The organism is Thioalkalivibrio sp. K90mix, assembly GCF_000025545.1.
Taxonomy (GTDB): domain Bacteria; phylum Pseudomonadota; class Gammaproteobacteria; order Ectothiorhodospirales; family Ectothiorhodospiraceae; genus Thioalkalivibrio.
This window is the reverse complement of sequence record NC_013889.1, coordinates 1,942,849-1,962,701: the sequence shown is the minus strand read 5'-3', so window position 1 is coordinate 1,962,701 and position 19,853 is coordinate 1,942,849. Positions and strand designations below refer to the sequence as shown.

At 68.5% G+C, this 19,853-nt stretch carries 18 protein-coding genes; 11 read left to right on the top strand and 7 right to left on the bottom strand.

The genetic code is table 11. The features are described from left to right. Nucleotides 1-14: 14 nt before the first annotated feature. Both prmB and dapB read left to right on the top strand, forming a co-directional pair. The gene (gene prmB, locus TK90_RS09260; RefSeq protein ID WP_041444259.1) at nucleotides 15-902 is read left to right on the top strand and encodes a 50S ribosomal protein L3 N(5)-glutamine methyltransferase; all 888 of its coding nucleotides are present in this window, start codon (nucleotides 15-17) and stop codon (nucleotides 900-902) included. A gap of 42 nt (nucleotides 903-944) precedes the next feature. Beyond that, nucleotides 945-1,739, top strand: a complete 795-nt coding sequence (gene dapB / locus TK90_RS09255; protein WP_012983210.1) for a 4-hydroxy-tetrahydrodipicolinate reductase — start codon at nucleotides 945-947, stop codon at nucleotides 1,737-1,739. A gap of 2 nt (nucleotides 1,740-1,741) precedes the next feature. Here the strand turns inward: dapB and TK90_RS09250 are convergent, their stop codons facing one another. Further along, nucleotides 1,742-2,005: a hypothetical protein gene (locus tag TK90_RS09250; protein ID WP_244406396.1), complete on the bottom strand. Its 264-nt coding sequence runs from the start codon at nucleotides 2,003-2,005 to the stop codon at nucleotides 1,742-1,744. 59 nt (nucleotides 2,006-2,064) lie between these two features. Beyond that, the gene (locus TK90_RS09245; RefSeq protein ID WP_012983208.1) at nucleotides 2,065-3,192 is read right to left on the bottom strand and encodes a metal-dependent hydrolase; all 1,128 of its coding nucleotides are present in this window, start codon (nucleotides 3,190-3,192) and stop codon (nucleotides 2,065-2,067) included. A gap of 94 nt (nucleotides 3,193-3,286) precedes the next feature. Between TK90_RS09245 and TK90_RS09240 the strand changes: the two genes are divergently transcribed. The 7 genes from TK90_RS09240 (at nucleotide 3,287) to TK90_RS09210 (ending at nucleotide 12,587) form a co-directional block, all read left to right on the top strand. After that, the gene (locus tag TK90_RS09240; RefSeq protein ID WP_012983207.1) at nucleotides 3,287-6,964 is read left to right on the top strand and encodes a hydantoinase B/oxoprolinase family protein; all 3,678 of its coding nucleotides are present in this window, start codon (nucleotides 3,287-3,289) and stop codon (nucleotides 6,962-6,964) included. A gap of 65 nt (nucleotides 6,965-7,029) precedes the next feature. Beyond that, nucleotides 7,030-8,067: a cyclopropane-fatty-acyl-phospholipid synthase family protein gene (locus tag TK90_RS09235; protein WP_012983206.1), complete on the top strand. Its 1,038-nt coding sequence runs from the start codon at nucleotides 7,030-7,032 to the stop codon at nucleotides 8,065-8,067. 5 nt (nucleotides 8,068-8,072) lie between these two features. Beyond that, nucleotides 8,073-8,846, top strand: a complete 774-nt coding sequence (locus tag TK90_RS09230; RefSeq protein ID WP_041444257.1) for a DUF1295 domain-containing protein — start codon at nucleotides 8,073-8,075, stop codon at nucleotides 8,844-8,846. Between the two features lie 473 nt (nucleotides 8,847-9,319). Continuing rightward, complete coding sequence (minC, locus tag TK90_RS09225) at nucleotides 9,320-10,051, top strand: septum site-determining protein MinC (RefSeq protein WP_041444256.1); 732 nt, start codon at nucleotides 9,320-9,322, stop codon at nucleotides 10,049-10,051. A 351-nt stretch (nucleotides 10,052-10,402) separates the two neighbouring features. Continuing rightward, nucleotides 10,403-11,212, top strand: a complete 810-nt coding sequence (gene minD / locus TK90_RS09220; RefSeq protein WP_012983203.1) for a septum site-determining protein MinD — start codon at nucleotides 10,403-10,405, stop codon at nucleotides 11,210-11,212. A 2-nt stretch (nucleotides 11,213-11,214) separates the two neighbouring features. Then, complete coding sequence (gene minE / locus TK90_RS09215) at nucleotides 11,215-11,472, top strand: cell division topological specificity factor MinE (RefSeq protein ID WP_012983202.1); 258 nt, start codon at nucleotides 11,215-11,217, stop codon at nucleotides 11,470-11,472. Nucleotides 11,473-11,579: 107 nt separating this feature from the next. After that, complete coding sequence (locus TK90_RS09210) at nucleotides 11,580-12,587, top strand: NAD-dependent epimerase (protein ID WP_012983201.1); 1,008 nt, start codon at nucleotides 11,580-11,582, stop codon at nucleotides 12,585-12,587. A gap of 37 nt (nucleotides 12,588-12,624) precedes the next feature. Here the strand turns inward: TK90_RS09210 and TK90_RS09205 are convergent, their stop codons facing one another. The 3 genes from TK90_RS09205 to lexA all read right to left on the bottom strand — a co-directional run bounded on the left by TK90_RS09205 (nucleotide 12,625) and on the right by lexA (nucleotide 15,464). After that, nucleotides 12,625-14,061 (bottom strand): DNA polymerase Y family protein, encoded by a 1,437-nt coding sequence (locus tag TK90_RS09205; RefSeq protein WP_012983200.1) that lies wholly within the window; start codon nucleotides 14,059-14,061, stop codon nucleotides 12,625-12,627. 169 nt (nucleotides 14,062-14,230) lie between these two features. After that, entirely contained in the window at nucleotides 14,231-14,854 is a 624-nt protein-coding gene (imuA, locus tag TK90_RS09200) for a translesion DNA synthesis-associated protein ImuA (protein WP_012983199.1), read from the bottom strand. Beyond that, on the bottom strand, nucleotides 14,841-15,464 hold the full coding sequence (gene lexA / locus TK90_RS09195) for a transcriptional repressor LexA (RefSeq protein WP_012983198.1): 624 nt from the start codon (nucleotides 15,462-15,464) through the stop codon (nucleotides 14,841-14,843). The genes imuA and lexA overlap by 14 nt, the downstream gene beginning before the upstream one ends. A gap of 194 nt (nucleotides 15,465-15,658) precedes the next feature. Between lexA and TK90_RS09190 the strand changes: the two genes are divergently transcribed. Further along, nucleotides 15,659-17,455, top strand: coding sequence for a potassium/proton antiporter (locus TK90_RS09190; RefSeq protein WP_012983197.1), 1,797 nt, complete (start codon nucleotides 15,659-15,661; stop codon nucleotides 17,453-17,455). Between the two features lie 215 nt (nucleotides 17,456-17,670). On the opposite strand, the gene TK90_RS09185 is transcribed toward TK90_RS09190, so the two are convergent. After that, complete coding sequence (locus TK90_RS09185) at nucleotides 17,671-18,021, bottom strand: hypothetical protein (protein WP_012983196.1); 351 nt, start codon at nucleotides 18,019-18,021, stop codon at nucleotides 17,671-17,673. A 20-nt stretch (nucleotides 18,022-18,041) separates the two neighbouring features. Beyond that, a complete protein-coding gene (locus tag TK90_RS09180; protein WP_012983195.1) occupies nucleotides 18,042-18,368 on the bottom strand; it encodes a hypothetical protein in 327 nt (108 codons plus the stop codon). Nucleotides 18,369-18,533: 165 nt separating this feature from the next. Here TK90_RS09180 and TK90_RS09175 point away from each other — a divergent pair, with 165 nt between their 5' ends. Further along, nucleotides 18,534-19,772: a methyltransferase domain-containing protein gene (locus TK90_RS09175; protein WP_012983194.1), complete on the top strand. Its 1,239-nt coding sequence runs from the start codon at nucleotides 18,534-18,536 to the stop codon at nucleotides 19,770-19,772. The last annotated feature ends 81 nt before the right edge of the window (nucleotides 19,773-19,853 follow it).

Sequence of the window (19,853 nt, the reverse complement as noted above, 5' to 3'; positions counted from 1 at the left end):
TGGGAAAGGCCCAAATGGAATCCACCACAGGACTGCGCACGCTGCGCGACTTCATCCGCTTTGGCGCGAGCCAGTTTCGCGCGGCCGGGCTGAGCTTCGGCCACGGGACGGACAACGCCTTCGACGAGGCCGCCTGGCTGGTGCTGCATACGCTGCATCTGCCGCTGGATCTGCCCGAGAGCTGGTGGTCGTCGAACCTGAGCGAGGCCGAACGCACGCGGGTGATTGCGGTGCTGCGCACGCGCATCGAGACGCGCAAGCCGGCGGCCTATCTGACCGGCGAGGCCTGGTTTGCGGGGCTGCCGTTCTTTGTCGACGAGCACGTGCTGGTGCCGCGCTCGCCCCTGGCGGAGCTGATCGCGGTCGGGTTCGAGCCCTGGATCGAGGCCGCTTCGGTCGAGCGGGTGCTGGACCTGTGCACGGGCGGCGGCTGCATCGGCATCGCCACGGCGCTGGCCCTGCCGCAGGCACAGGTCGATCTGAGCGATGTCTCCGAACCGGCGCTGGCCGTCGCGGCGCGCAACATCGAGCGCCATGATGTTGGTGACCGCGTGCAGGTTCGACACTCCGATGTCCTGGATGCGCTGGGGCCGGAGGATCGCTACGACCTGATCGTGAGCAATCCGCCCTATGTCGATGCCCGCGACATGGCCGAGCTGCCACAAGAGTACCGCCACGAGCCCGAGCTGGGCCTGGCCGCCGGCGAGGACGGCCTCGACATCGTGCGCCGCATCCTGGCCGATGCGCGCCGCCATCTGACCGAGGACGGCGCGCTGATCGTCGAGGTCGGCAACAGCCAGCCCGCGGTCGAGGAGGCCTTCCCCGACCTGCCGCTGATCTGGCTGGAGTTCGAATCCGGCGGCCACGGGGTCTTCCTCGCGTATGCCCGGGATCTTCCGTAGTCTTCGCGGGCTGGGAATGAACAGAACGAAAGGAACACGGCAATGATTCGAGTGGCAGTGGCAGGCGCCGCCGGGCGCATGGGGCAGAACCTGGTGCAGGCCGTCGAGGATCACCCCGAAGGCACGCTGGGGGCGGCGAGCGAGCGGCCGGGCAGCGAGCGCCTCGGTACGCCGGTGGGATCGGTGGCCCCGGTCCAGCTGGTCGAGGACCTGGCGAGCGTGGCCGATGACTTCGACGTGCTGATCGACTTCACCAGCCCCGCGGCGACCATGCAGCACCTGGAGCTGTGCCGTGCGCACGGCAAGGCGCTGGTGATCGGTACCACGGGCCTGGATGCCGCGCAGGAGCAGCGGCTGCGTGAAGCGGCCGGGGCGATGCGAATTGTCTATGCACCGAACATGAGTGTCGGCGTGAACCTGACCTTCAAGCTGGTGGAACTGGCCGCCCGTGCACTGGGCGACAGCGTGGACGTCGAGATCCTCGAGGCCCACCACCGGCACAAGGTGGACGCCCCCTCGGGTACGGCCCTGAAGCTCGGCCGGGTAGTGGCCGAGGTCCTGGGACGCGACCTGGAGCACGACGCCGTCTATGGGCGCGAGGGCCAGACCGGGGCGCGCGATCGGCGCACCATCGGCTTCGCGACCGTGCGCGCCGGCGACATCGTGGGCGAGCACACCGCGCTGTTCGCCGGCGAGGGGGAACGCATCGAGATCACCCACAAGGCCTCCAGCCGCGGGATCTTCGCCGCGGGTGCGGTGCGTGCGGCGGTGTGGCTGGCCGGCGCCGAGCACGGCCTGTACGACATGCAGGACGTGCTGGGGCTGCGCGAGTTGTAGGCTCAGCTGCGCGGTTTGAAGCCCGGCGGGTGGCGCGCGATCCAGGCGACGAAGTCCTGCACGACCGGCTCGGCGAGCAAGGCCTCCGCGGTGTTCAGGCGCTCGGCCAGGGTCTGCTCGTCAAAGTGCTTGTGGATGTGGTCGTGGCAGGGGCGGCAGACCCGGAGGATTCGCTGTTCGCGATCGCTGCGACTGAACAGGCGCCGGATGCGCTTGCGCCGGTGCTGCTTGCGCGGGATCAGGTGATGCCGCGTCAGGTCGTCCATCGTTCGGCCGCACAGTTCACAGGCCGATGGCGGGCCGGACACGCTGGGTTCGTCCTGGCTCACGGCATGTCGTGCGCGCCCCCGGCGGGAGGCGACGTGCGTCCATCCATGCGACAGCGCGGGGGCGGCTCGGTGATCGCGTAGGCCGGATTGCCCAGGTCCATGATGCAGGGTGCGCCCTCGGGATCGATGATCCGCTGCAGCATGCCGCTGAGGGCATCGAGGCTGTCGCGCCGGGGCAGCTCGCCGATTGCACGCGAGGGGATCGGCTCCCAGTCGCCGTTGCGCTCCTGTGCGATCTCGAAGCCGAACGGGAAGAAGCCGGGGGCCCCCAGGCGGATGTCGGTGACCACGAGCCGGTCGGGGCCCTCGTCAGGCGTGGCGCGATGAAAGCGCAGGAAGTCGCCGGAGAACCACTGCAGGCGCTGCCCGTCGTCCAGGGCCAGCGCGGCCTCGCGCAGCGCCCGGTCACCGCGCTCGAAGCGTTCGAAGTCGGGACGGATCGGGTCGTCGAAGATGCCCACCCAGGCATCCAGGAACTCGTCGCCGTTGATCACGGTGACACGCCACAGCAGCAGGTTGAACGGGGTCGGCTGGACCAGACGTGGTTGGTCCTCCAGCTCCATTGCGGCCAGCACGGGCTGGATGCGGTAGTCGATCCACGCCTTCAATGCCAGGCCGGACCCGGCATAGACGGTCGAGAGCACGAGCCCGGCGACCAGCAGGCGCGGGGCGAAGCGGTAGAACAGCGCGCCGATCGCCGCGACCAGCAGCGGCAGGGTGTAGAACGGGTCGATCACGAAGATCGAGCCCGCGGACAGGGGCCCGACCGGCAGCGGCCAGAGCACCTGGGTGCCGTAGGTGGTCAGCAGGTCGTTCAGCGAGTGGGTGGTCCAGATCAGGACGAAGAACAGCCACCAGCGGCCAAAGCCGATCTCCCGCGTTGCCGGGACCTTCGCGAGCAGCCCCGCAACGCCGGTGGCCACCAGCAACTGCACCAGCCAGGAGTGCGTAAAGCCCCGGTGGTGGATGAACTCCGATACCGCGTCCCCGTAAGCTATGAACGCATCCAGGTCGGGCAGCAGGGCGACACCGGCCCCCAGTACCACGGCCTTGCGCCCCAGGCGGGAGCCGAGGGTGAGGCCGCCGATCACGGCGCCGAGACTGGCGTGGGTAATGGGGTCCATTCGCGATAATTCCTTTGTTCAACGGCCCGTGAATTACGAGCCTGCGACCGGGTCACGGGTCGCGAGTTCGGGCGATCAAACCAGAGCGGTGGACATGACTCAAGCCACAGCGGCGAAAGACTGGCATTTCTGGGTGGACCGGGGCGGGACGTTCACCGATCTGGTCGCGCGTGATCCGGACGGGCGCCTGCACACCCGCAAACTGCTTTCGGAAAACCCGGAGGCCTACCGTGACGCGGCCGTGCAGGGTATTCGCGATCTGCTGGAGCTCCCGGCCGATGCACCCATTCCGGACGGCGTGGTGCACGAGGTGCGCATGGGCACAACCGTGGCCACCAACGCCCTGCTCGAGCGCAAGGGGGAGCCCACGCTCCTGGTGATCACCGAGGGGCTGGAGGACGCACTGGCGATCGGGCCTCAGGCGCGCCCCGATCTGTTCGCCCGCGAGATCCGGCTGCCGACACCGGTCTATACGCGTGTGGAGCCGGTGCGCGAGCGGGTGAATGCGGCGGGCGAGGTCCTGCAGCCGGTCGATCTGGACGCGCTGCGGCCGCGGCTGCAGGCGGCGCTGGCAGATGGTATCCACTGCGTGGCGATTGTCTGCCTGCACGGCTATCGCTACCCGGCGCACGAGCAGGCGATCGCCTCGCTGGCGCGCGAACTGGGCTTTGCCGAGGTCGCGACCAGCCACCAGACCAGCCCGCTGATCAAGCTCGTCCCGCGTGGCGAGACCACGGTGGTCGATGCCTACCTCTCGCCGGTGCTGCGCCGCTATGTCGAGCAGGTCGCGGGCGAGCTGGGCCGCGTACCTCTGCGCTTCATGCAGTCGCACGGCGGACTGGTGGACGCGGCGCGGTTTCGCGGGCGTGACGCGATCCTGTCGGGGCCGGCCGGCGGGATCGTTGGCGCACTCAAGACGGCTCGCCCGCTCGGTTTCCAACGCCTGATTACCTTCGACATGGGTGGCACCTCCACCGACGTCGCGCATCTGGCGGGGGCGCTGGAACGCCGCCAGGAGAGCGAGGTGGCGGGTGCGCGGCTGCGTGTGCCCATGCTCGATATCCATACGGTCGCGGCCGGGGGCGGGTCGATCTGCCGCTTCGATGGCATCCGTCTGCGGGTGGGCCCGGAATCCGCCGGCGCCCAGCCCGGACCCGCCTGTTACGGCCAGGGCGGGCCGCTGACCGTCACCGACTGCAACCTGCTGCTGGGGCGCCTGCGCCCGGAGTACTTCCCGGCGGTGTTCGGGCCGGATCGCGACCGGCCGCTGGATCCGGAACCGGTGCGCCGACAGTTCGCGGAGCTGGCCGCCGAGGTGGCGGCCGCGACCGGAGAACCCGCCACCCCGGAGGGCCTGGCCGAGGGGGCGCTGCAGATCGCGGTGGAGCATATGGCCCAGGCGATCAAGACCATCTCGGTGCAGCGCGGGCATGATGTCTCGCGTTATGCGCTGGTGTGTTTCGGTGGCGCTGGTGGCCAGCACGCCTGCCGCGTGGCGGAACAGCTGGGCATGCGGCATATCCTGTTCCATCCGCTCGGTGGCGTGCTGTCTGCCTACGGGATGGGGCTGGGCGAGTTGCGCGCCCTGCGCGAACGCAGCCTGGAGTGGCCGCTGGACGATCAGCACGCCGGGGCGATCGAGTCCGCCCTGGCGGAACAGGCCGAGGCCGCTCGCGCCGCGCTGGCGGAGCAGGGTGTGGCGGCAACGGACATGCGGATCGAACGGCGGCTGCACCTGCGCCTGGCCGGATCGGACACCGCGCTGGAGGTGCCGGCGGGCGAGCCCGCGGCGTTGATGGCCGCCTTTGCCGAGGCCTACCGCGCGCGCTATGGCTTTGCCCCGCCGGATCGCGAGCTGGTGGTGGCGATCGCGACCGCCGAGGCGATCGCCGCGCCGAGGGAGACCGCATCGGAACACGTGGCGCCTGCGGCGTCCCGGGGGGCCGCGCCGGAGGCGGATGCGGTCGCGATGGTCATCGACGGCGAACAGCGCCATGTGCCGCTGTACCGACGGGAATCGCTGCAACCGGGCATGACCCTGGCCGGCCCGGCCATCGTGATCGAGCCGACCGCGACGCTGGTGCTGGAACCTGGCTGGGCCGGGTGCATCGAGGCGGACGGGACCCTGCGGCTGGATCGCGAGCGGGGCAGCGCGCGGCGTGCGGGCGCGGCCGCAACGAACCCCGAGGCCGTCCCGCGTGATCCGATCCTGCTGGAGGTGTTCAACAACCGCTTCATGGCGATCGCCGACCAGATGGGGTTCACTCTGCGCAACACCGCGCACTCGGTGAACATCAAGGAGCGCCTGGACTTCTCCTGTGCACTGTTCGACGCCGAGGGCCGCCTGGTTGCCAATGCCCCGCACATGCCCGTCCATCTCGGCTCCATGGGGGCCAGTGTGCGCGCGGTGGTGGAGGCGTTCGCGGGCGACCTGCGCCCGGGCGATGCCTTCGTGCTGAACGACCCCTACAACGGCGGCACCCACCTGCCGGACATCACCGTGGTGACGCCGGTGTTCCTGGATGGCGACGAACAGGTAACCGAGGATACGTCTGCAGCGGCCGGCCCCCCCGCGTTCTTCGTCGCCTCGCGCGGGCATCACGCGGATGTCGGCGGCGTGACCCCGGGCTCCATGCCCGCGTTCTCCACCTGCCTGGAGGAGGAGGGTGTGCTGATCCCGCCCACCCGGCTCGTGCGCGACGGGGTGTTCGACAGCGACCGCCTGCGCGCCCGGCTCGGCGAGGGTCGGTGGCCGGCGCGCAACCCCGATCAGAACCTCGCCGATCTCGAGGCGCAGGTTGCGGCCAACCGCAAGGGGCTGGAGGAGTTGGGCCGGCTGCTGGATGAATACGGCGCGGCCACGGTGACGGCCTACATGGGCCATGTGCTGGACAACGCGGCCGAGGCCGTGGGACGGCTGATCCCGACGCTCGAGGACGGCCGGTTCGCATACGCGATGGACAACGGCGCCGAGGTGCAGGTGCGTGTGGTGCCCGATCCCGCGGCCCGGCGCCTGCGTATCGACTTCACCGGCACCAGCGCCGTACGCGAGGACAACTTCAACGCGCCGAGCTCCATCGTGCGCGCGGCGGTGCTGTATGTACTGCGCACCCTGCTGGAGGATGCGATCCCGCTGAATGACGGCTGCCTCGCCCCGGTGGATCTGGTCATCCCGGAAGACAGTCTGCTGAACCCGGCACCGCCCGCCGCGGTGGTGGCCGGCAATGTCGAGACCTCGCAGGTAGTCACCGATGCCCTGTTCGGGGCGCTGGGCGTGCAGGCGGCGGCCCAGGGCACGATGAACAACCTGACCTTCGGCAATGCCGACTACCAGTACTACGAGACGATCGCAGGCGGGGCCGGCGCGGGACCGGGTTACGCCGGGGCCAGTGCGGTGCAGACGCACATGACCAACTCGCGGCTGACCGATCCCGAGGTGCTGGAGAGCCGTTTCCCGGTGCGGGTGGAATGCTTCGCCTACCGCCGCGGTTCTGGCGGGCAGGGGCGTTATGCGGGCGGCGACGGGGTGATCCGTCGGCTTGGTTTCGACCAGGCGATGGAGGTCGTGCTGCTGGCCAACCGTCGCCGGGTGCCGCCGTTCGGGATCGCCGGAGGCGGGGCGGGCGCGCCGGGGGAGGATTCGATCCTGCGCGCCGACGGCACGCGCGAACCGATGTCCGCCTGCGATCGCCGCCAGATAGAGCCAGGCGATGCGATCGAGATACGCACACCCGGTGGCGGTGGGTACGGGGATCGTCGCAGCGATCCGTAGGGGCTGAATCGCGGGAACCGGTCACATTTCCCGGGGTCCATGTTGCACTCAAGGGGAGATGTGGCATGCAGCGGATGATGGAGTGGGCGGAGCAGGGACGCATGCCGGACTTGCTGGTCCGCGCGGGGATCCGCCGGCTGCTGGCGGAGCGCCTGGCAGAGGTCTCCGGCACGGCCGAGGCGACCATGGAGCGGCGCTACGCCCTGATCGAGTCCATGCGCGCGGCCCCGGTCGCCCTGTCCACCGACATCGCCAACGAGCAGCACTACGAGATCCCCACCGCTTATTTCGAGCAGTGCCTGGGTCCGCGGCTCAAGTACTCCAGTGCCTGGTGGCCGGAGGGCGTCGACACCCTCGAGGCGGCCGAGGTCGCGATGCTGCGCCTGACCTGCGAGCGTGCGGGGATTGCCGATGGCCAGCGGGTGCTGGAACTGGGCTGTGGCTGGGGATCGCTGTCGCTGTGGATGGCCGAGCAGTACCCCGGCGCACGGATCACCGCCGTCTCCAATTCCAGTACCCAGCGGGCCTTCATCGAGGCCCGGCGCGATGCCCTGGGGCTCGCGAATCTCGAGGTCCTGACCGCGGACATGAACACGTTCGCCCCGCCGGAGCCGGGCTTTGACCGGGCGGTCTCGATCGAGATGTTCGAGCACATGCGCAACTGGCCGGAACTGCTGCGGCGCATTGCCGGGTGGCTCAATCCCGGCGGGCGCTTCTTCATGCATGTGTTCGCCCATCGCGAACATGCCTATGTGTTCGAGTCCGAGGGCGAGCATGACTGGATGGGGCGGTACTTCTTCCGCGACGGCCTGATGCCGTCGGACGACCTCGCGCGGCACTTCCAGGAGGACCTGCGGGTGATCCGCCAGTGGCGCGTCGGTGGGCAGCACTACGCCCGCACGATCAACGCCTGGCTGGCCCGCCAGGATCGCGCCCGCGACACGCTGATGCCCCTGTTCGAGACGGCCTATGGTGCACAGCAGGCGGCACTCTGGTTCCAGCGCTGGCGGATCTTCTACATGGCCTGCGCGGAGCTGTTCGACTACGGCGGCGGGGACGAGTGGTTCGTCTCCCATGTGCTGTTCGAGCGGCCGGGAGACTGATCGCGATGGAGGCACTGATGGCGTTTCTCTGGGGGCTTCTGGCCAGTCTGGTTCTGATGACCCTGGTCTGGGCCGGCAGCGTATGGCGCCACGATGCCAGCCTGGTCGATCGCTTCTGGGGCCTGGGCTTCGTGGTCGTGACACTGGTCTGGTGGGGGCTGGCGGGTTGGCCGTTACAGGGCCTCTGGATCGTGATCCCGGTGCTGGTGTGGGGCTTGCGGCTGTCGCTGTTCATCACCTGGCGTAACTGGGGTCACGGCGAGGACGGGCGCTATACCGACATGCGCGAGGGGCTGTCGGACCGGGCCTTTGCCGCGCGCAGCCTGGTCACCATCTTCTGGCTGCAGGGCGCGCTGGTCGCCGTGATCGGCCTGCCGATGCTGGCGGTCACGAATGCCGCGAGTATCGGGTGGCCGCTGGCGGCGCTGGGCGTGGCGGTCTGGGCGCTGGGCACGCTGTATGAAACGGTCGCGGACGCACAGATGGCGCGCTTCCGGGCCGACCCTGCAAGGCGGGGCAAGGTCATGGACCAGGGCTTGTGGCGCTACAGCCGCCACCCGAACTACTTCGGCGAGATCGTCGTCTGGGTGGGCTACGGCTTGCTCGCCCTGGCCGCCGGGGGCTGGTGGGCGGTACCCTCTGCGATCCTGATGATCGTGCTGATCCTGCGTGTGTCGGGCGTCACGTTACTGGAAAAACGTCTGCATGCCTCGCGGCCGGGCTATGCGGAGTACGCGCGGCGCACCAATACGCTGATCCCGGGTCCGCCGCGAGCTTAAGGAAACACTGACCAATGTACACACTCGCGTTGGTACCCCAGGTTTTCCGAGACAAGGCGCGCCGTGCAGCCGGTAGTTCTACCCGCAAGCGGCGCAACGCAGGATCGGGGAACCTGGGGTACCAACCCCACAAGTGATTGAATGCCAGGGCTCGGCCGCTTTTGCATGCGCACGGCGTTGCGGCTCCCTTGTGCAGAATGACTGCACGGCAGTCGCCGCGCCTTGTTCGCATGCAAAAGCGACTCGAGCGCGAGCGTGTACATTGATCAGTGTTTCCTTGATCCACCGCCGATTTCGGTGGCACTCCCTTGCTGTGCTTTCCCCGTCCGCGCTATAAAGCGCGCATCTTTCCGGTCTTCCGACACGCGCCGGACCGGAAACCGTGTTTCCCGAATGCCGATCCCACAGCAGGGCCCAATGCACGCATGAGCGCCACGCCGAGTCCCGTCCAGACCATTGAACTGAAAGGGCGCATGATGCTGGTGTCGGTACTGCGCGTGTTTCAGACCGATCCCCGGATGCTGGGCGAACAACTCGCCGCGCACCGCGAACAGGCCCCGGACCTGATGCGCGACATGCCGATCGTGCTGGATCTCGAGCCGGTGGCCGAGTCCCCCGAGACGGACCTTCAGGCAACCATCGAACAGGTGCGCGCCGAGGGCTTCAAGCTGATCGGCCTGCAGGCGGGCGAGGTCGCCGAGCGCCTGCAGAGCTATTCCGAGTTGTTCGACGTGCTGCCCGTGCTGCAACTGGGCGGGCGTGGCGGCGCGCCCAGTGGCGAGGTGTCCCTGGAAGAGGACGAGGCCCCGGAGCCGCCGCCGAGCAGGAAGGGCAAGAAATCCGCGGACAACACGCCCGAGGCGACCCCAGCCGTGCACAGCGCGACCCGCGTCGTGGATCGGCCGGTGCGCTCCGGGCAGCAGATCTATGCCCGAGGGGGCGACCTGCTGGTGACCGGGGCGGTGTCCGCCGGGGCCGAGCTGCTGGCGGATGGGCACATCCATGTGCTGGGTCCGCTGCGCGGGCGGGCACTCGCCGGCGTGCGGGGCCTGGAGACGGCTCGGATCTTCTGCCGGCGACTGGATGCGGAGCTGTTGTCCATCGCCGGGCATTACCGGGTAGCCGAGGATATCGCCGAGTCCGAGCGCGGCGAGAACCGGCTGGTGACACTCGCGGGCGAAAGCCTCAAGATCGCGGAAATCTGAGCGAGCGGCGTGCGCCGCTCGGTCCTGTACACGTCCTCGCGCGACGACTAAGGGAAACGCTGATGAATGTACACACTCGCGTTGGTACCCCAGGTTTTCCGAGACAAGGCGCGTCGTGCAGCGGGTAGTGGTTCTACCCGCAAGCGGCGCAACACAGGATCGGGGAACCTGGGGTACCAACCCCACAAGCCATTCAATGCCGGGGCTCGGCCGCTTTTGCGTGGGCACGGCGTTGCGGTTCGCTCATGTAGCTCGGCTACACTGCGCTCACCGCGCCTTGTTCGCACGCAAAAGCGACTCGAGCGCGAGTGCGTACATTCATCAGCGTTTCCCTAAGGAGAAGCAGCCACCATGGCACGCATCGTAGTGATTACCTCGGGCAAGGGCGGGGTCGGCAAGACCACCACCTCTGCCGCGATCGCCACCGGTCTGGCCCTGCGCGGCCACAAGACGGCCGTGATCGATTTCGACGTCGGTCTGCGCAACCTGGACCTCATCATGGGCTGTGAGCGCCGTGTGGTGTACGACTTCGTCAACGTGATCAATGGCGACGCCAACCTGAAACAGGCGCTGATCCGCGACAAGCGCGCGGACAACCTGTACATCCTCCCGGCCTCGCAGACCCGCGACAAGGACGCCCTGACCCAGGACGGTGTGGAGCGTGTGCTGAACGAACTGTCCGAGGACTTCGAGTACATCATCTGCGACAGTCCGGCAGGGATCGAGCGGGGCGCGCTGATGGCGGCCTATTTCGCCGACGAGGCCATTGTGGTCACCAACCCCGAGGTCTCCTCGGTGCGCGACTCCGATCGCATCCTCGGCATCCTCGCCAGCAAGACCCGGCAGGTGGAACAGGGCGGCGAGCCGATCCAGGGGCGTCTGCTGCTGACCCGCTATGCCGCGGAGCGCGCCGCGCGCGGCGAGATGCTCAGCATCGAGGACGTGGGCGAGATCCTGGCGATCGACCTGCTGGGCGTGATCCCCGAGTCGCAGGCCGTGCTGAACGCCTCGAACGCCGGTCTGCCGGTGGTGCTGGACGAGGAATCCGATGCCGGACAGGCCTACCAGGATGCAGTGGATCGCTTCCTGGGCGAGGAGCGCCCGCTTCGCTTTGTCGATGTACCGAAGAAGGGCTTCTTCGGACGTCTGTTCGGGAGCTGATCATGGGTATTTTTGATTACTTCCGCCAGCCGCGGCAGAGAAGCGCCAGTGTTGCCAAGGAACGCCTGCAGATCATCGTGGCGCGCGAACGTGCGGCCCGGGGCGGGCCGGATTATCTGCCCGCGATGCAGCAGGAACTGCTGCAGGTCATCCGCAAGTACGTGAAGGTCAACGACGACGCCGTGCAGATGAACGTCGACCGCGAGGGCGACTGCGAGGTGCTGGAGTTGAACATCACCCTGCCCGACGATCGGGGCTAGCATATGTTCAGCCCGTCTCTCTCTGCAGGAGCTCAGCCCCCTGAGCGATGGGGAGCCAGGCCCGGCCCCCATCGGCTTAACATCGGCATAAGGCACATGATCCGTCCATGAGAATCCTGGTGACCGGCAGCGCCGGATTTATTGGCAGTGCCCTCGCCCTGCGCCTGCTGGAGCGGGGCGACGAGGTCATTGGCGTTGACAACCTCAACGACTACTACGATGTCTCGCTGAAAGAGGCGCGCCTGGCGCGCACCCAGGACCACCCGGGCTATACCGAGGTCCGCGAGGACATCGCCGACCGCGCCGCGATGGAGCGGGTGTTTCGCGAGCATCGCCCGGAGCGGGTGGTGAACCTGGCGGCCCAGGCCGGGGTGCGCTACTCCCTGGAGAACCCGGCGGCCTATGTCGACACCAACCTGGTCGGTTTCGGCAACATCCTGGAGGGCTGCCGGCACTTTGGTGTGGAGCACCTGGTCTACGCCAGCTCCAGCTCCGTCTACGGCGCCAACACCACGATGCCGTTCTCGGTGCACGACAACGTCGACCATCCGCTCTCCCTCTACGCCGCGAGCAAGAAGGCCAACGAGCTGATGGCCCACACCTACAGCCATCTCTACGACCTGCCAGTGACCGGGCTGCGCTTCTTTACCGTCTACGGCCCCTGGGGCCGCCCGGACATGGCGCTGTTTCTGTTCACGAAGAAGATCCTGGCGGGCGAGCCGATCGACGTCTTCAACTACGGTCATCATCGGCGCGACTTCACCTACATCGACGACATCGTCGAGGGCGTGATTCGCGCGCTGGACCGTCCGGCCCGGTCCAACCCGGCGTGGACCGGGGCCGAGCCCGACTCGGCGACGAGTGCAGCGCCCTACCGGCTGTACAACATCGGCGCGCACCGCCCGGTGGAGCTGATGCACTACATCGAGGTGCTGGAAGACTGCCTGGGCTGCAAGGCGGAGAAGAACCTGCTGCCGCTGCAGCCGGGGGATGTGCCGGACACCTACGCCGACGTCGAGGCGCTGCGCACCGACACCGGCTACGAACCGACCACATCGGTCGAGGAGGGCGTCGCCCGCTTCGTCGAGTGGTATCGCGAGTACTACCGCGTCTGATGGGTGCTGCGTGGGCGCGCCGTGCCACTGCGCCACGCTACCCCCAGTAGCCCTGCCGGAACCACCGGCCGCTGCGCAGGCAGCGGTACAGCCACAGCACGCGACCCTGCCGGTCGCGCGCAGTGGCGTAATCGCGTCGTACATCCCGTCCCTGGTCCCACCAGCCGTCTTCCAGCCGACCCAGTGCGTGTGGATGAAGCGGTGGCGGGACTGGCTCCGGTTCCTGCAGCCAAAGCGCCGTTCCGCAGACCCCCTGAGCGGGTGTTGGCGCAGGTGAGGGCGGGGACGTTTCCAGATCGTTTCGGGCGCCCTGGGCGGCCTCCGGGCGCGGAATGCCGCTTGCCGTCAGCCGGACGATTGCCTGTTCGCCCAGGCGGGCGCTCAGGCGGGCCAGCACGGCTGGCAACTGCGATTCCGGTGGTGGGTGGCCCGGGGCCTCGGCCAGGAGACTGGCACCTTCAGCGGGCGGGTCGAGCAGCTGCGTGGCCCGCAGGCGCAGGCCGATGACGGGGGCGGGCAGGGCCTCGCGCTCCAGACGGGTCTGCCACAGCGGCAGCCAGTCCTCGGCACGGATGCCGGGGTGACCTCGCTCCAGCGTGATGCGGGTGTGTACCTCGCGGTGTTTCAGCTCCAGCGTCATGCCCTGCAGGCTGCGGTTCAGACCGCGCAGCTGAGCCTCGGCCTGGCGCAGCAGGCGCTTGAGCGGGAAGGCCAGGGCCCCGGTCGTGTGAATTTCGTGTTCCAGGCGCAGGGGCAGGTCCAGCTCCGGAGGCGGGTTGAAGCGTGGCAGGGTCTCCGTGCGCCGTCCCAGCAGCCGATCCAGTAGAGCCAGCAACTCCGGGCCGTGGCGGCGCGCGAGTTCCGGGCGTGACAGGCGCAGCAGGTCGCCGAGCTGGCGCAGGCCGGTGGCCCGCAGGCCCTCCCGGGTCGCGGCCGGCAAGGGCAGTGCCTCCAGCGGGACGGGTGACAGGGTGCGGCGCAGGGCTTCGGCGTCCTCGGGGATCGCGGGGTTGCGCAGGGTGGCCAGCAGGCGCGCGGCGGCCGGGCTGCGCGCCACGCCGATGCGCGGGTGGAAGCCCAGCCCCTCCAGGGTCTCCCGCGCCTGCTCGCGCAGGACCGCGAGTCCGCCGAACAGGCGTCGGCTGCGACCCACTTCCAGCAGGATGCGCCGGGCGTCCGGTTCCGGGTGCACGTGATCGGAAAACTGCAGCAGCACGCCGGCCAGCATGGCGATCTGCGCGGTCTGGGCCTGCGGGTCGTGCTCGACGAGTTCCGGGGTATCGAGGATGGCGAGGGCATCGGCCAGCGCCATGCCCGGCCGGGCCCCTGCACGTCGCGCGGCGCGATTGGCGGCATGTACGCACGGCGCGGTGCCGTCTTCGATCACCAGTAACGGGCGCTCGGTCAGGCGTGCGCTGTCCCCCTCGGCGCGTGCCAGGGTCTCCAGCGCCAGATGCGGCAGCTCGACCGCCATCCATTGCTCGTGTCCTGACCGTGGGGCGGTGCGAGGAGCAGGGCCGGGTTCCGCCGAGGCTGTCGGGGGAGCGCTCACAGGCGAGATCAGGCCTGGTTGGTGGCCTGTTCTCGGTCGTGTTGCCCGCCGCCGATGCGGGGCGGCTGGCGGTTGCTCGGGGTGGCCCATCTCAGGACACCGGGACGTGCAGGGCCTGGTCGGAGCGGGCCCAGTCTCCAATGCCCTTCAGGCAATGCAGCTCCAGGCCATTGGTGGCGGGTTGCCAGCGCAGCCGCTGGTGAGCCGGCGAAGGCTGGTCCGCGGCGCGCGGTGGGCGATACAGGATGGCGCAGGCCTGGCTTTCGGCCGCGGCCAGACGCAGCCGGCGCAGCAGCGCGGTTTCCACCGGGCCGTCCAGCCAGGCCAGCAGGGCGCCGAAGGCCGGGTCGCGCAGGCATTGTTCGCCGGCCCAGAGGGTGTCGCGGTCGTGCTCGGTGCGGATCAGTAGCACCCGTTCCGGCGGGATGCCAAGCGGCCGCCAGCCGGGCAGCCAGGGCGTGGCGGGCGGCGCCAGCAGCGCAACCCAGTAACCCTCACGGCCGCAGGCCGCGAGCAGGGGGACCAGCAGACGGGTCTCGCCACAGCCGAAGGGGGCGCCCAGGAGTTCGATCAGCTGGCCGCGTGGCCAGCCGCCCCCCAGGGCCCGGTCCAGCGCCGGGTGGCCGCTGGGCCAGACCGGGGCATCCGCGGCGGGGACGGCGCTGCGCCCGCGCCACAGCGTCGGATGATCGAGCAGGGTGTCAATGCCGGGCACGGGATTCAAGATCGCGCAGTACGCCGACCCCGATGCCCTCGATTGCCAGCGCCTGGCGCTCCAGGTCGATCTCGATCGGGGCGAAGTCGGGGTTCTCCGGCAGCAGGCGCACGCGGGCACCGTCCTGCTCGTAGCGCTTGACCGTCACCTCGTCCTCGATGCGGGCCACGACGATCTGGCCGGGGTGGGCCTCCGGGGTCTGGCGCACGGCCAGCAGGTCGCCATCGAGGATGCCGGCGTCGCGCATGCTCTCGCCATGCACGCGCAGCAGGTAGTCCGGGCGGGCCCGGAACAGGCCGTCGTCGATCCGGTAGTGGCGTTCGATGTGCTCGGTGGCGAGGATCGGCGAGCCGGCCGCCACGCGCCCGACCAGGGGTAGCTCGGCGGGCCGCGCGGCCCGTGCACCGGCCAGGCGGATGCCGCGCGCGGCCCCGCCCACCAGTTCGATCGCGCCTTTTTTCTCCAGGGCTTTCAGGTGGCATTCGGCCGCGTAGGGCGAGCGAAAGCCAAAGGCGCGGGCGATCTCGCTGCGTGTCGGAGCCGTGCCCTGGGTGGCGACGGTCTCGCTGATGTAGTCGAGGATGGCCTGCTGGCGCGCGGTCAGGGACACAACGACTGCTCCGTGGAATGACTGGTTATAAATACAGTATTCCGTGGCAGGGTCCGAGGCAAGTGTCGGGGTCTTGTCGGTGGTATCGAGAATGGCCGACGGTTATCCGGGATGGGTCTCCCTTGAGCGTCGCTTTCCGGGCAATCATGCGATCATGGCCGCGCACGCGAGGCCAAAGGAAATAGAGGGATTCGATGGACTGGATTTTTCCGCTGATCTTCATCGGTGCGGGGCTCATTGTGGTCTCGGTGTTGACGTCGGTGCTGTCGTTCCGGCTGGGTGCGCCGCTGCTGCTGGTGTTCCTGGGGATTGGCCTGCTCGCCGGCGAGGACGGACTCGGGCTCGAGTTCGATGATCCCAATACGGCCTTCCTGATCGGTAGCCTCGCGCTCGCCGTGATCCTGTTCGACTCGGGCTTTGGCACCCGGCTGCGCACCCTGCGCCGGGCGGCCGGCCCGGCCATCGTGCTGGCGACGGTCGGGGTCGCGCTGACCACGTTGCTGCTGGGGGTGGCCGCGCACTACCTGCTGGATCTGCCCTGGGCCTATGCCCTGCTGCTGGGTGCGCTGATCAGCTCCACGGATGCCGCGGCGGTGTTCTTTCTGCTGCGTGTGGGCGGGGTGAAGATTAACCGCCGTGTGCGTTCCATCCTCGAGGTGGAGTCGGGGTCCAACGACCCGATGGCGATCTTCCTCACCGTGGTCTTTATCGAGTGGATCCTGTCCGGCACCACCGTGGGTGGTCTGGCCACGCTGTTTGCCACGGAGTTCCTGTGGCAGATGGGGCTGGGCCTGCTGTTGGGCGTGGTGGGCGGCTATCTGCTGGTGGAACTGGTCAACCGCCTGCCGCTGGAAGAGGGGCTTTATCCCATCGCGGTGATGGCCGGGGCCGTCACCCTGTTCGCGCTGGCCGGCTGGCTGGGCGGGAGCGGGTTCCTGGCGGCCTATGTGGCCGGCATCGTGGCCGGTAACCGCAAGCTGCGTGGGGCGGCGAAGCTGCACCGCCAGCAGCAGGGGCTGACGTGGCTGGCGCAGATCAGCATGTTCCTGATCCTCGGCCTGCTGGCGACTCCCTCGGAGTTTCCGTCGCTGGCGTTGCCGGCGCTGGCGCTGGGGCTGGTGCTGATTCTGGTCGCGCGCCCGCTGGCGGTCTGGCTGTGTCTGCTGCCGTTTCGCCAGGACTGGCGCAGCACGGCGTTTGTCTCCTGGGTCGGGCTGCGCGGGGCGGTGTCGATCCTGCTGGCGATCCTGCCGATGGTGGCCGGGATCGAGGGCGGCGAGCTCTTCTTCAACATCGTGTTCATGATGGTGCTGGTCTCGCTGCTGGTGCAGGGCTGGACCATTCGTCCGGTGGCCGAGCGGCTCGGGCTGGTCGTGCCCCCGGAAATCGGCCCGGTGGAACGGGTGCAGCTGGAGCTGCCGGGCAGTCCCCGGCACGAGCTGGCCGTCTACCGTGTGATCGAGGACAGCCCGGTGCTGCGCGGGGCACGCCTGCCACGCTGGGCGCGCCCGTCACTGGTGGTGCGCGAGGGGCGCTCGGTGCGCTACCAGCAGGCCGGGCATCTGACGCCGGGGGACTATGTCTACATTTTTGTGGTACCGGAGCACGTACCGCTGCTGGACCGGTTGTTTGCGAGCCCCCGCATACCGGGCCACGAGGATCCGGAATTCTTTGGCGAGCTGCCGCTGCACCCGGAGAAGCGGCTGGCCGAACTGTGCGAGATATACGGCGTGTCCTGTGACGCGGTGGATCAGCAGTTGACCATCGGTGCATACCTGGAACAGGAGCTGCCGGGAGATCCGATTGTGGGTGATCGGGTGAGCTTTGGCGCGGCGGACCTGATCGTGCGCGAAGTGGACGACCTCGGGCGGGTGACGCAGGCCGGTCTGGCCTTCATGCGCCACGGCGCCGGCGGCGACGGGCTCACGTTGCCGTGGTATGGCTGGTGGCGGGCCTTGCGCGGGCGGCGCGCCCGGGATCGGAACCGTTAGGGAAACACTGATTAATGTACGCACTCGCGCTCGAGTCGCTTTTGCGTGCGAACAAGGCGCGGTGACTACCGTGCAGTCACTCTGCACAAGGGAGCCGCAACGCCGTGCGCGCGCCCCGTTCTTGATAACAACGGGCGGCCGAGCCCCTGCGTTCAATGGTTTGTGGGGTGCCAACGCGAGTGTGTACATTGATCAGTGTTTCCTTAGCCCCTGTGCTACGGAGACCCCTGTTCCAGGGATTTGCGCAGGTGTTCGATCTGCTCGGGCTTGATGCCGGCAATGTCCTTGATCGGCAGGGTGAACGCAAAGCCGTTGCCCACCTCGCTTAGCGCGAGCTCTTCGTCCAGGCATTTCAGCAGCCGTTCGGCGATGCTGGCTTCCAGGACCATCAGCAGTACCGTGCGCGCCGCGGAGTCCTTCAGGTCCATGATCGGCGAGCGGCGCAGCTGGGCAATGCCCTGGCCCTCCAGCAGTGTCAGGCCGGCCGCGCCCTCGCGGCGGACGGTCTCGATGGCGCGGTCGGCCCGGTTGCGCGGAACCACGGCGGCGAGCAGTACGAATTGCATGGCGTTCCTCGCACAGAAGATTAGGGTTGGGCAGGGCCACCGACGAACTGCATGCCCGCCAAGGCCTGGGCATCCAGTGTGAAGGCCAGACCGTTGTAGGGCTGCAGGAGGTCTAGTTCCAGGTTCAGGCGGCGGGCAATGCGCTCGGCGCGTTGCTCGTCCATCTCCCAGATGCAGATCGATTCCCTGCCCTGGTAGGTCACCCCGAGAAAGGTCATGTGGTCGGGGAAGCCGAGCCCCGAGCCGTGCATCACTGTGCCGTCCATGCCACCTTCCTCGGCGGCGATCTCCAAGGCCAGGTCTTCGCGATCCTGATCGATGATGGCTACCAGAAATGTTTCGGCCATTAGGTGACCCCTGGTTGTTTGGCTCACTTGCTTGATTGTGTTGAGTATCTCAGCAATACCTGCCAGGTGCCCAGACCTATGCTGCCGATCTGGCAGCGGCTGCAGACGAAACGAAGCCTTGTTCGCCGTACCATACCCGGAATGCCGCAAGGGAAACACGGATCCATGTACGACCCCTTTGCCCGCCCGGGCCGCACGCCACCGACATTGAGCATGCCGCACAAGGCGCTGGATGTCGGTTTTACGCTGGATTGGGCCAGTGCCGAGGCCCGGCATCGCGATTGTCTGTTTCTGCCGTGGCTGATGCCTGCGCGGGATGTCTGGCCAGATACCGTTGGGTCGCAGCTGGCCGGGCAGGGTGCCGGGACGGTGGTCGAAAGCGCCGCCGCCGGACAGGTCCCGGTGTCGGACCCGGCGAGCGTGGTGGAGTTGCCGGTGGACGCGTTCAATCGTTGCCTGCGCCGTCACCGAGTGGTGGAACCCCGTGCCGGGCGTTTCTATCCGCGTGCGTTCATCGCCGGCCATGCCGGCATCGAGGCCGGCGACCGCGAGCTGTTCCGTATCGGCGCGCTGGAGGATGCGCGGCTCGTCGCGGACCTGAACCACCCGCTCTCGGGCACGGACCTGCAATTGCGCGCCCGAGTGCTTGCGACCCATGAGGACGGGCGCGACGGCGATGGCATGGTGGACGTGGCACGGCTGCTGACGGCGCGCGGCCCGGGGATGCAGGCCCGCTGGCGCGGGCGACCGACGGACTTCTGGTCCGCAGATGCCTGCGAGCGCGAGGATCCCGCGCCCGATCGCGACTTCTACGCCAGTCCGCGACTGGTGCATCACCTGGATGCCGAGGCCCGTGCCCGGATCGCGGAGCTGTACGCCACGCTGACCCCGCCGGGTGCACGGGTGCTGGACCTGATGAGCAGCTGGGAATCGCACCTCGATCAGCTGCGAGGGCCCGAGGCGGTTGTCGGGCTGGGCATGAACCACGAGGAACTGGCCGCCAACGAGGCCCTGGATCAGGCCCTGGTGCACGACCTGAACCGACAGCCGGCGATTCCGCTGCCGCCCGCGAGCTTCGATGCAGTGGTGTGTACCGCCTCGGTGGAATACCTGACGCGTCCACAGGCGGTATTCGCCTCGGTGCGCGAGCTGCTGCGCCCGGGTGGGGTTTTCGTGGTGACCTTCTCCGATCGCTGCTTTCCGACCAAGACGATCGCGGTCTGGGAGCCGTTGTACGACTTCGAGCGTATGGGGCTGGTACTCGATTTGTTTCTGCGTGCAGGATTCGACGACCGTTCCACGCTCTCGCTGCGTGGCCTGCCGCGCCCGCCGGACGACCCGTACGCCGGGCGGTTGGAACATGCCGATCCGGTATTCGCGGTCTGGGGTTGTCGACGGGACTGAGGGACCTTCGCGGGCAGCCCGCTCCCACGATGGCAGGGCTCACTGTGTGTGGGAAAAAAGGCAACCGGACGGGACTCGGTT

Coding starts and splice junctions, on each gene's coding strand:
- prmB (WP_041444259.1), top strand. CDS start 15: ATGGAATCCACCACAGGACTGCGCACGCTGCGCGACTTCATCCGCTTT.
- dapB (WP_012983210.1), top strand. CDS start 945: ATGATTCGAGTGGCAGTGGCAGGCGCCGCCGGGCGCATGGGGCAGAAC.
- TK90_RS09250 (WP_244406396.1), bottom strand. CDS start 2,005: ATGGACGACCTGACGCGGCATCACCTGATCCCGCGCAAGCAGCACCGG.
- TK90_RS09245 (WP_012983208.1), bottom strand. CDS start 3,192: ATGGACCCCATTACCCACGCCAGTCTCGGCGCCGTGATCGGCGGCCTC.
- TK90_RS09240 (WP_012983207.1), top strand. CDS start 3,287: ATGACTCAAGCCACAGCGGCGAAAGACTGGCATTTCTGGGTGGACCGG.
- TK90_RS09235 (WP_012983206.1), top strand. CDS start 7,030: ATGCAGCGGATGATGGAGTGGGCGGAGCAGGGACGCATGCCGGACTTG.
- TK90_RS09230 (WP_041444257.1), top strand. CDS start 8,073: ATGGAGGCACTGATGGCGTTTCTCTGGGGGCTTCTGGCCAGTCTGGTT.
- minC (WP_041444256.1), top strand. CDS start 9,320: ATGATGCTGGTGTCGGTACTGCGCGTGTTTCAGACCGATCCCCGGATG.
- minD (WP_012983203.1), top strand. CDS start 10,403: ATGGCACGCATCGTAGTGATTACCTCGGGCAAGGGCGGGGTCGGCAAG.
- minE (WP_012983202.1), top strand. CDS start 11,215: ATGGGTATTTTTGATTACTTCCGCCAGCCGCGGCAGAGAAGCGCCAGT.
- TK90_RS09210 (WP_012983201.1), top strand. CDS start 11,580: ATGAGAATCCTGGTGACCGGCAGCGCCGGATTTATTGGCAGTGCCCTC.
- TK90_RS09205 (WP_012983200.1), bottom strand. CDS start 14,061: ATGGCGGTCGAGCTGCCGCATCTGGCGCTGGAGACCCTGGCACGCGCC.
- TK90_RS09190 (WP_012983197.1), top strand. CDS start 15,659: ATGGACTGGATTTTTCCGCTGATCTTCATCGGTGCGGGGCTCATTGTG.
- TK90_RS09185 (WP_012983196.1), bottom strand. CDS start 18,021: ATGCAATTCGTACTGCTCGCCGCCGTGGTTCCGCGCAACCGGGCCGAC.
- TK90_RS09180 (WP_012983195.1), bottom strand. CDS start 18,368: ATGGCCGAAACATTTCTGGTAGCCATCATCGATCAGGATCGCGAAGAC.
- TK90_RS09175 (WP_012983194.1), top strand. CDS start 18,534: ATGTACGACCCCTTTGCCCGCCCGGGCCGCACGCCACCGACATTGAGC.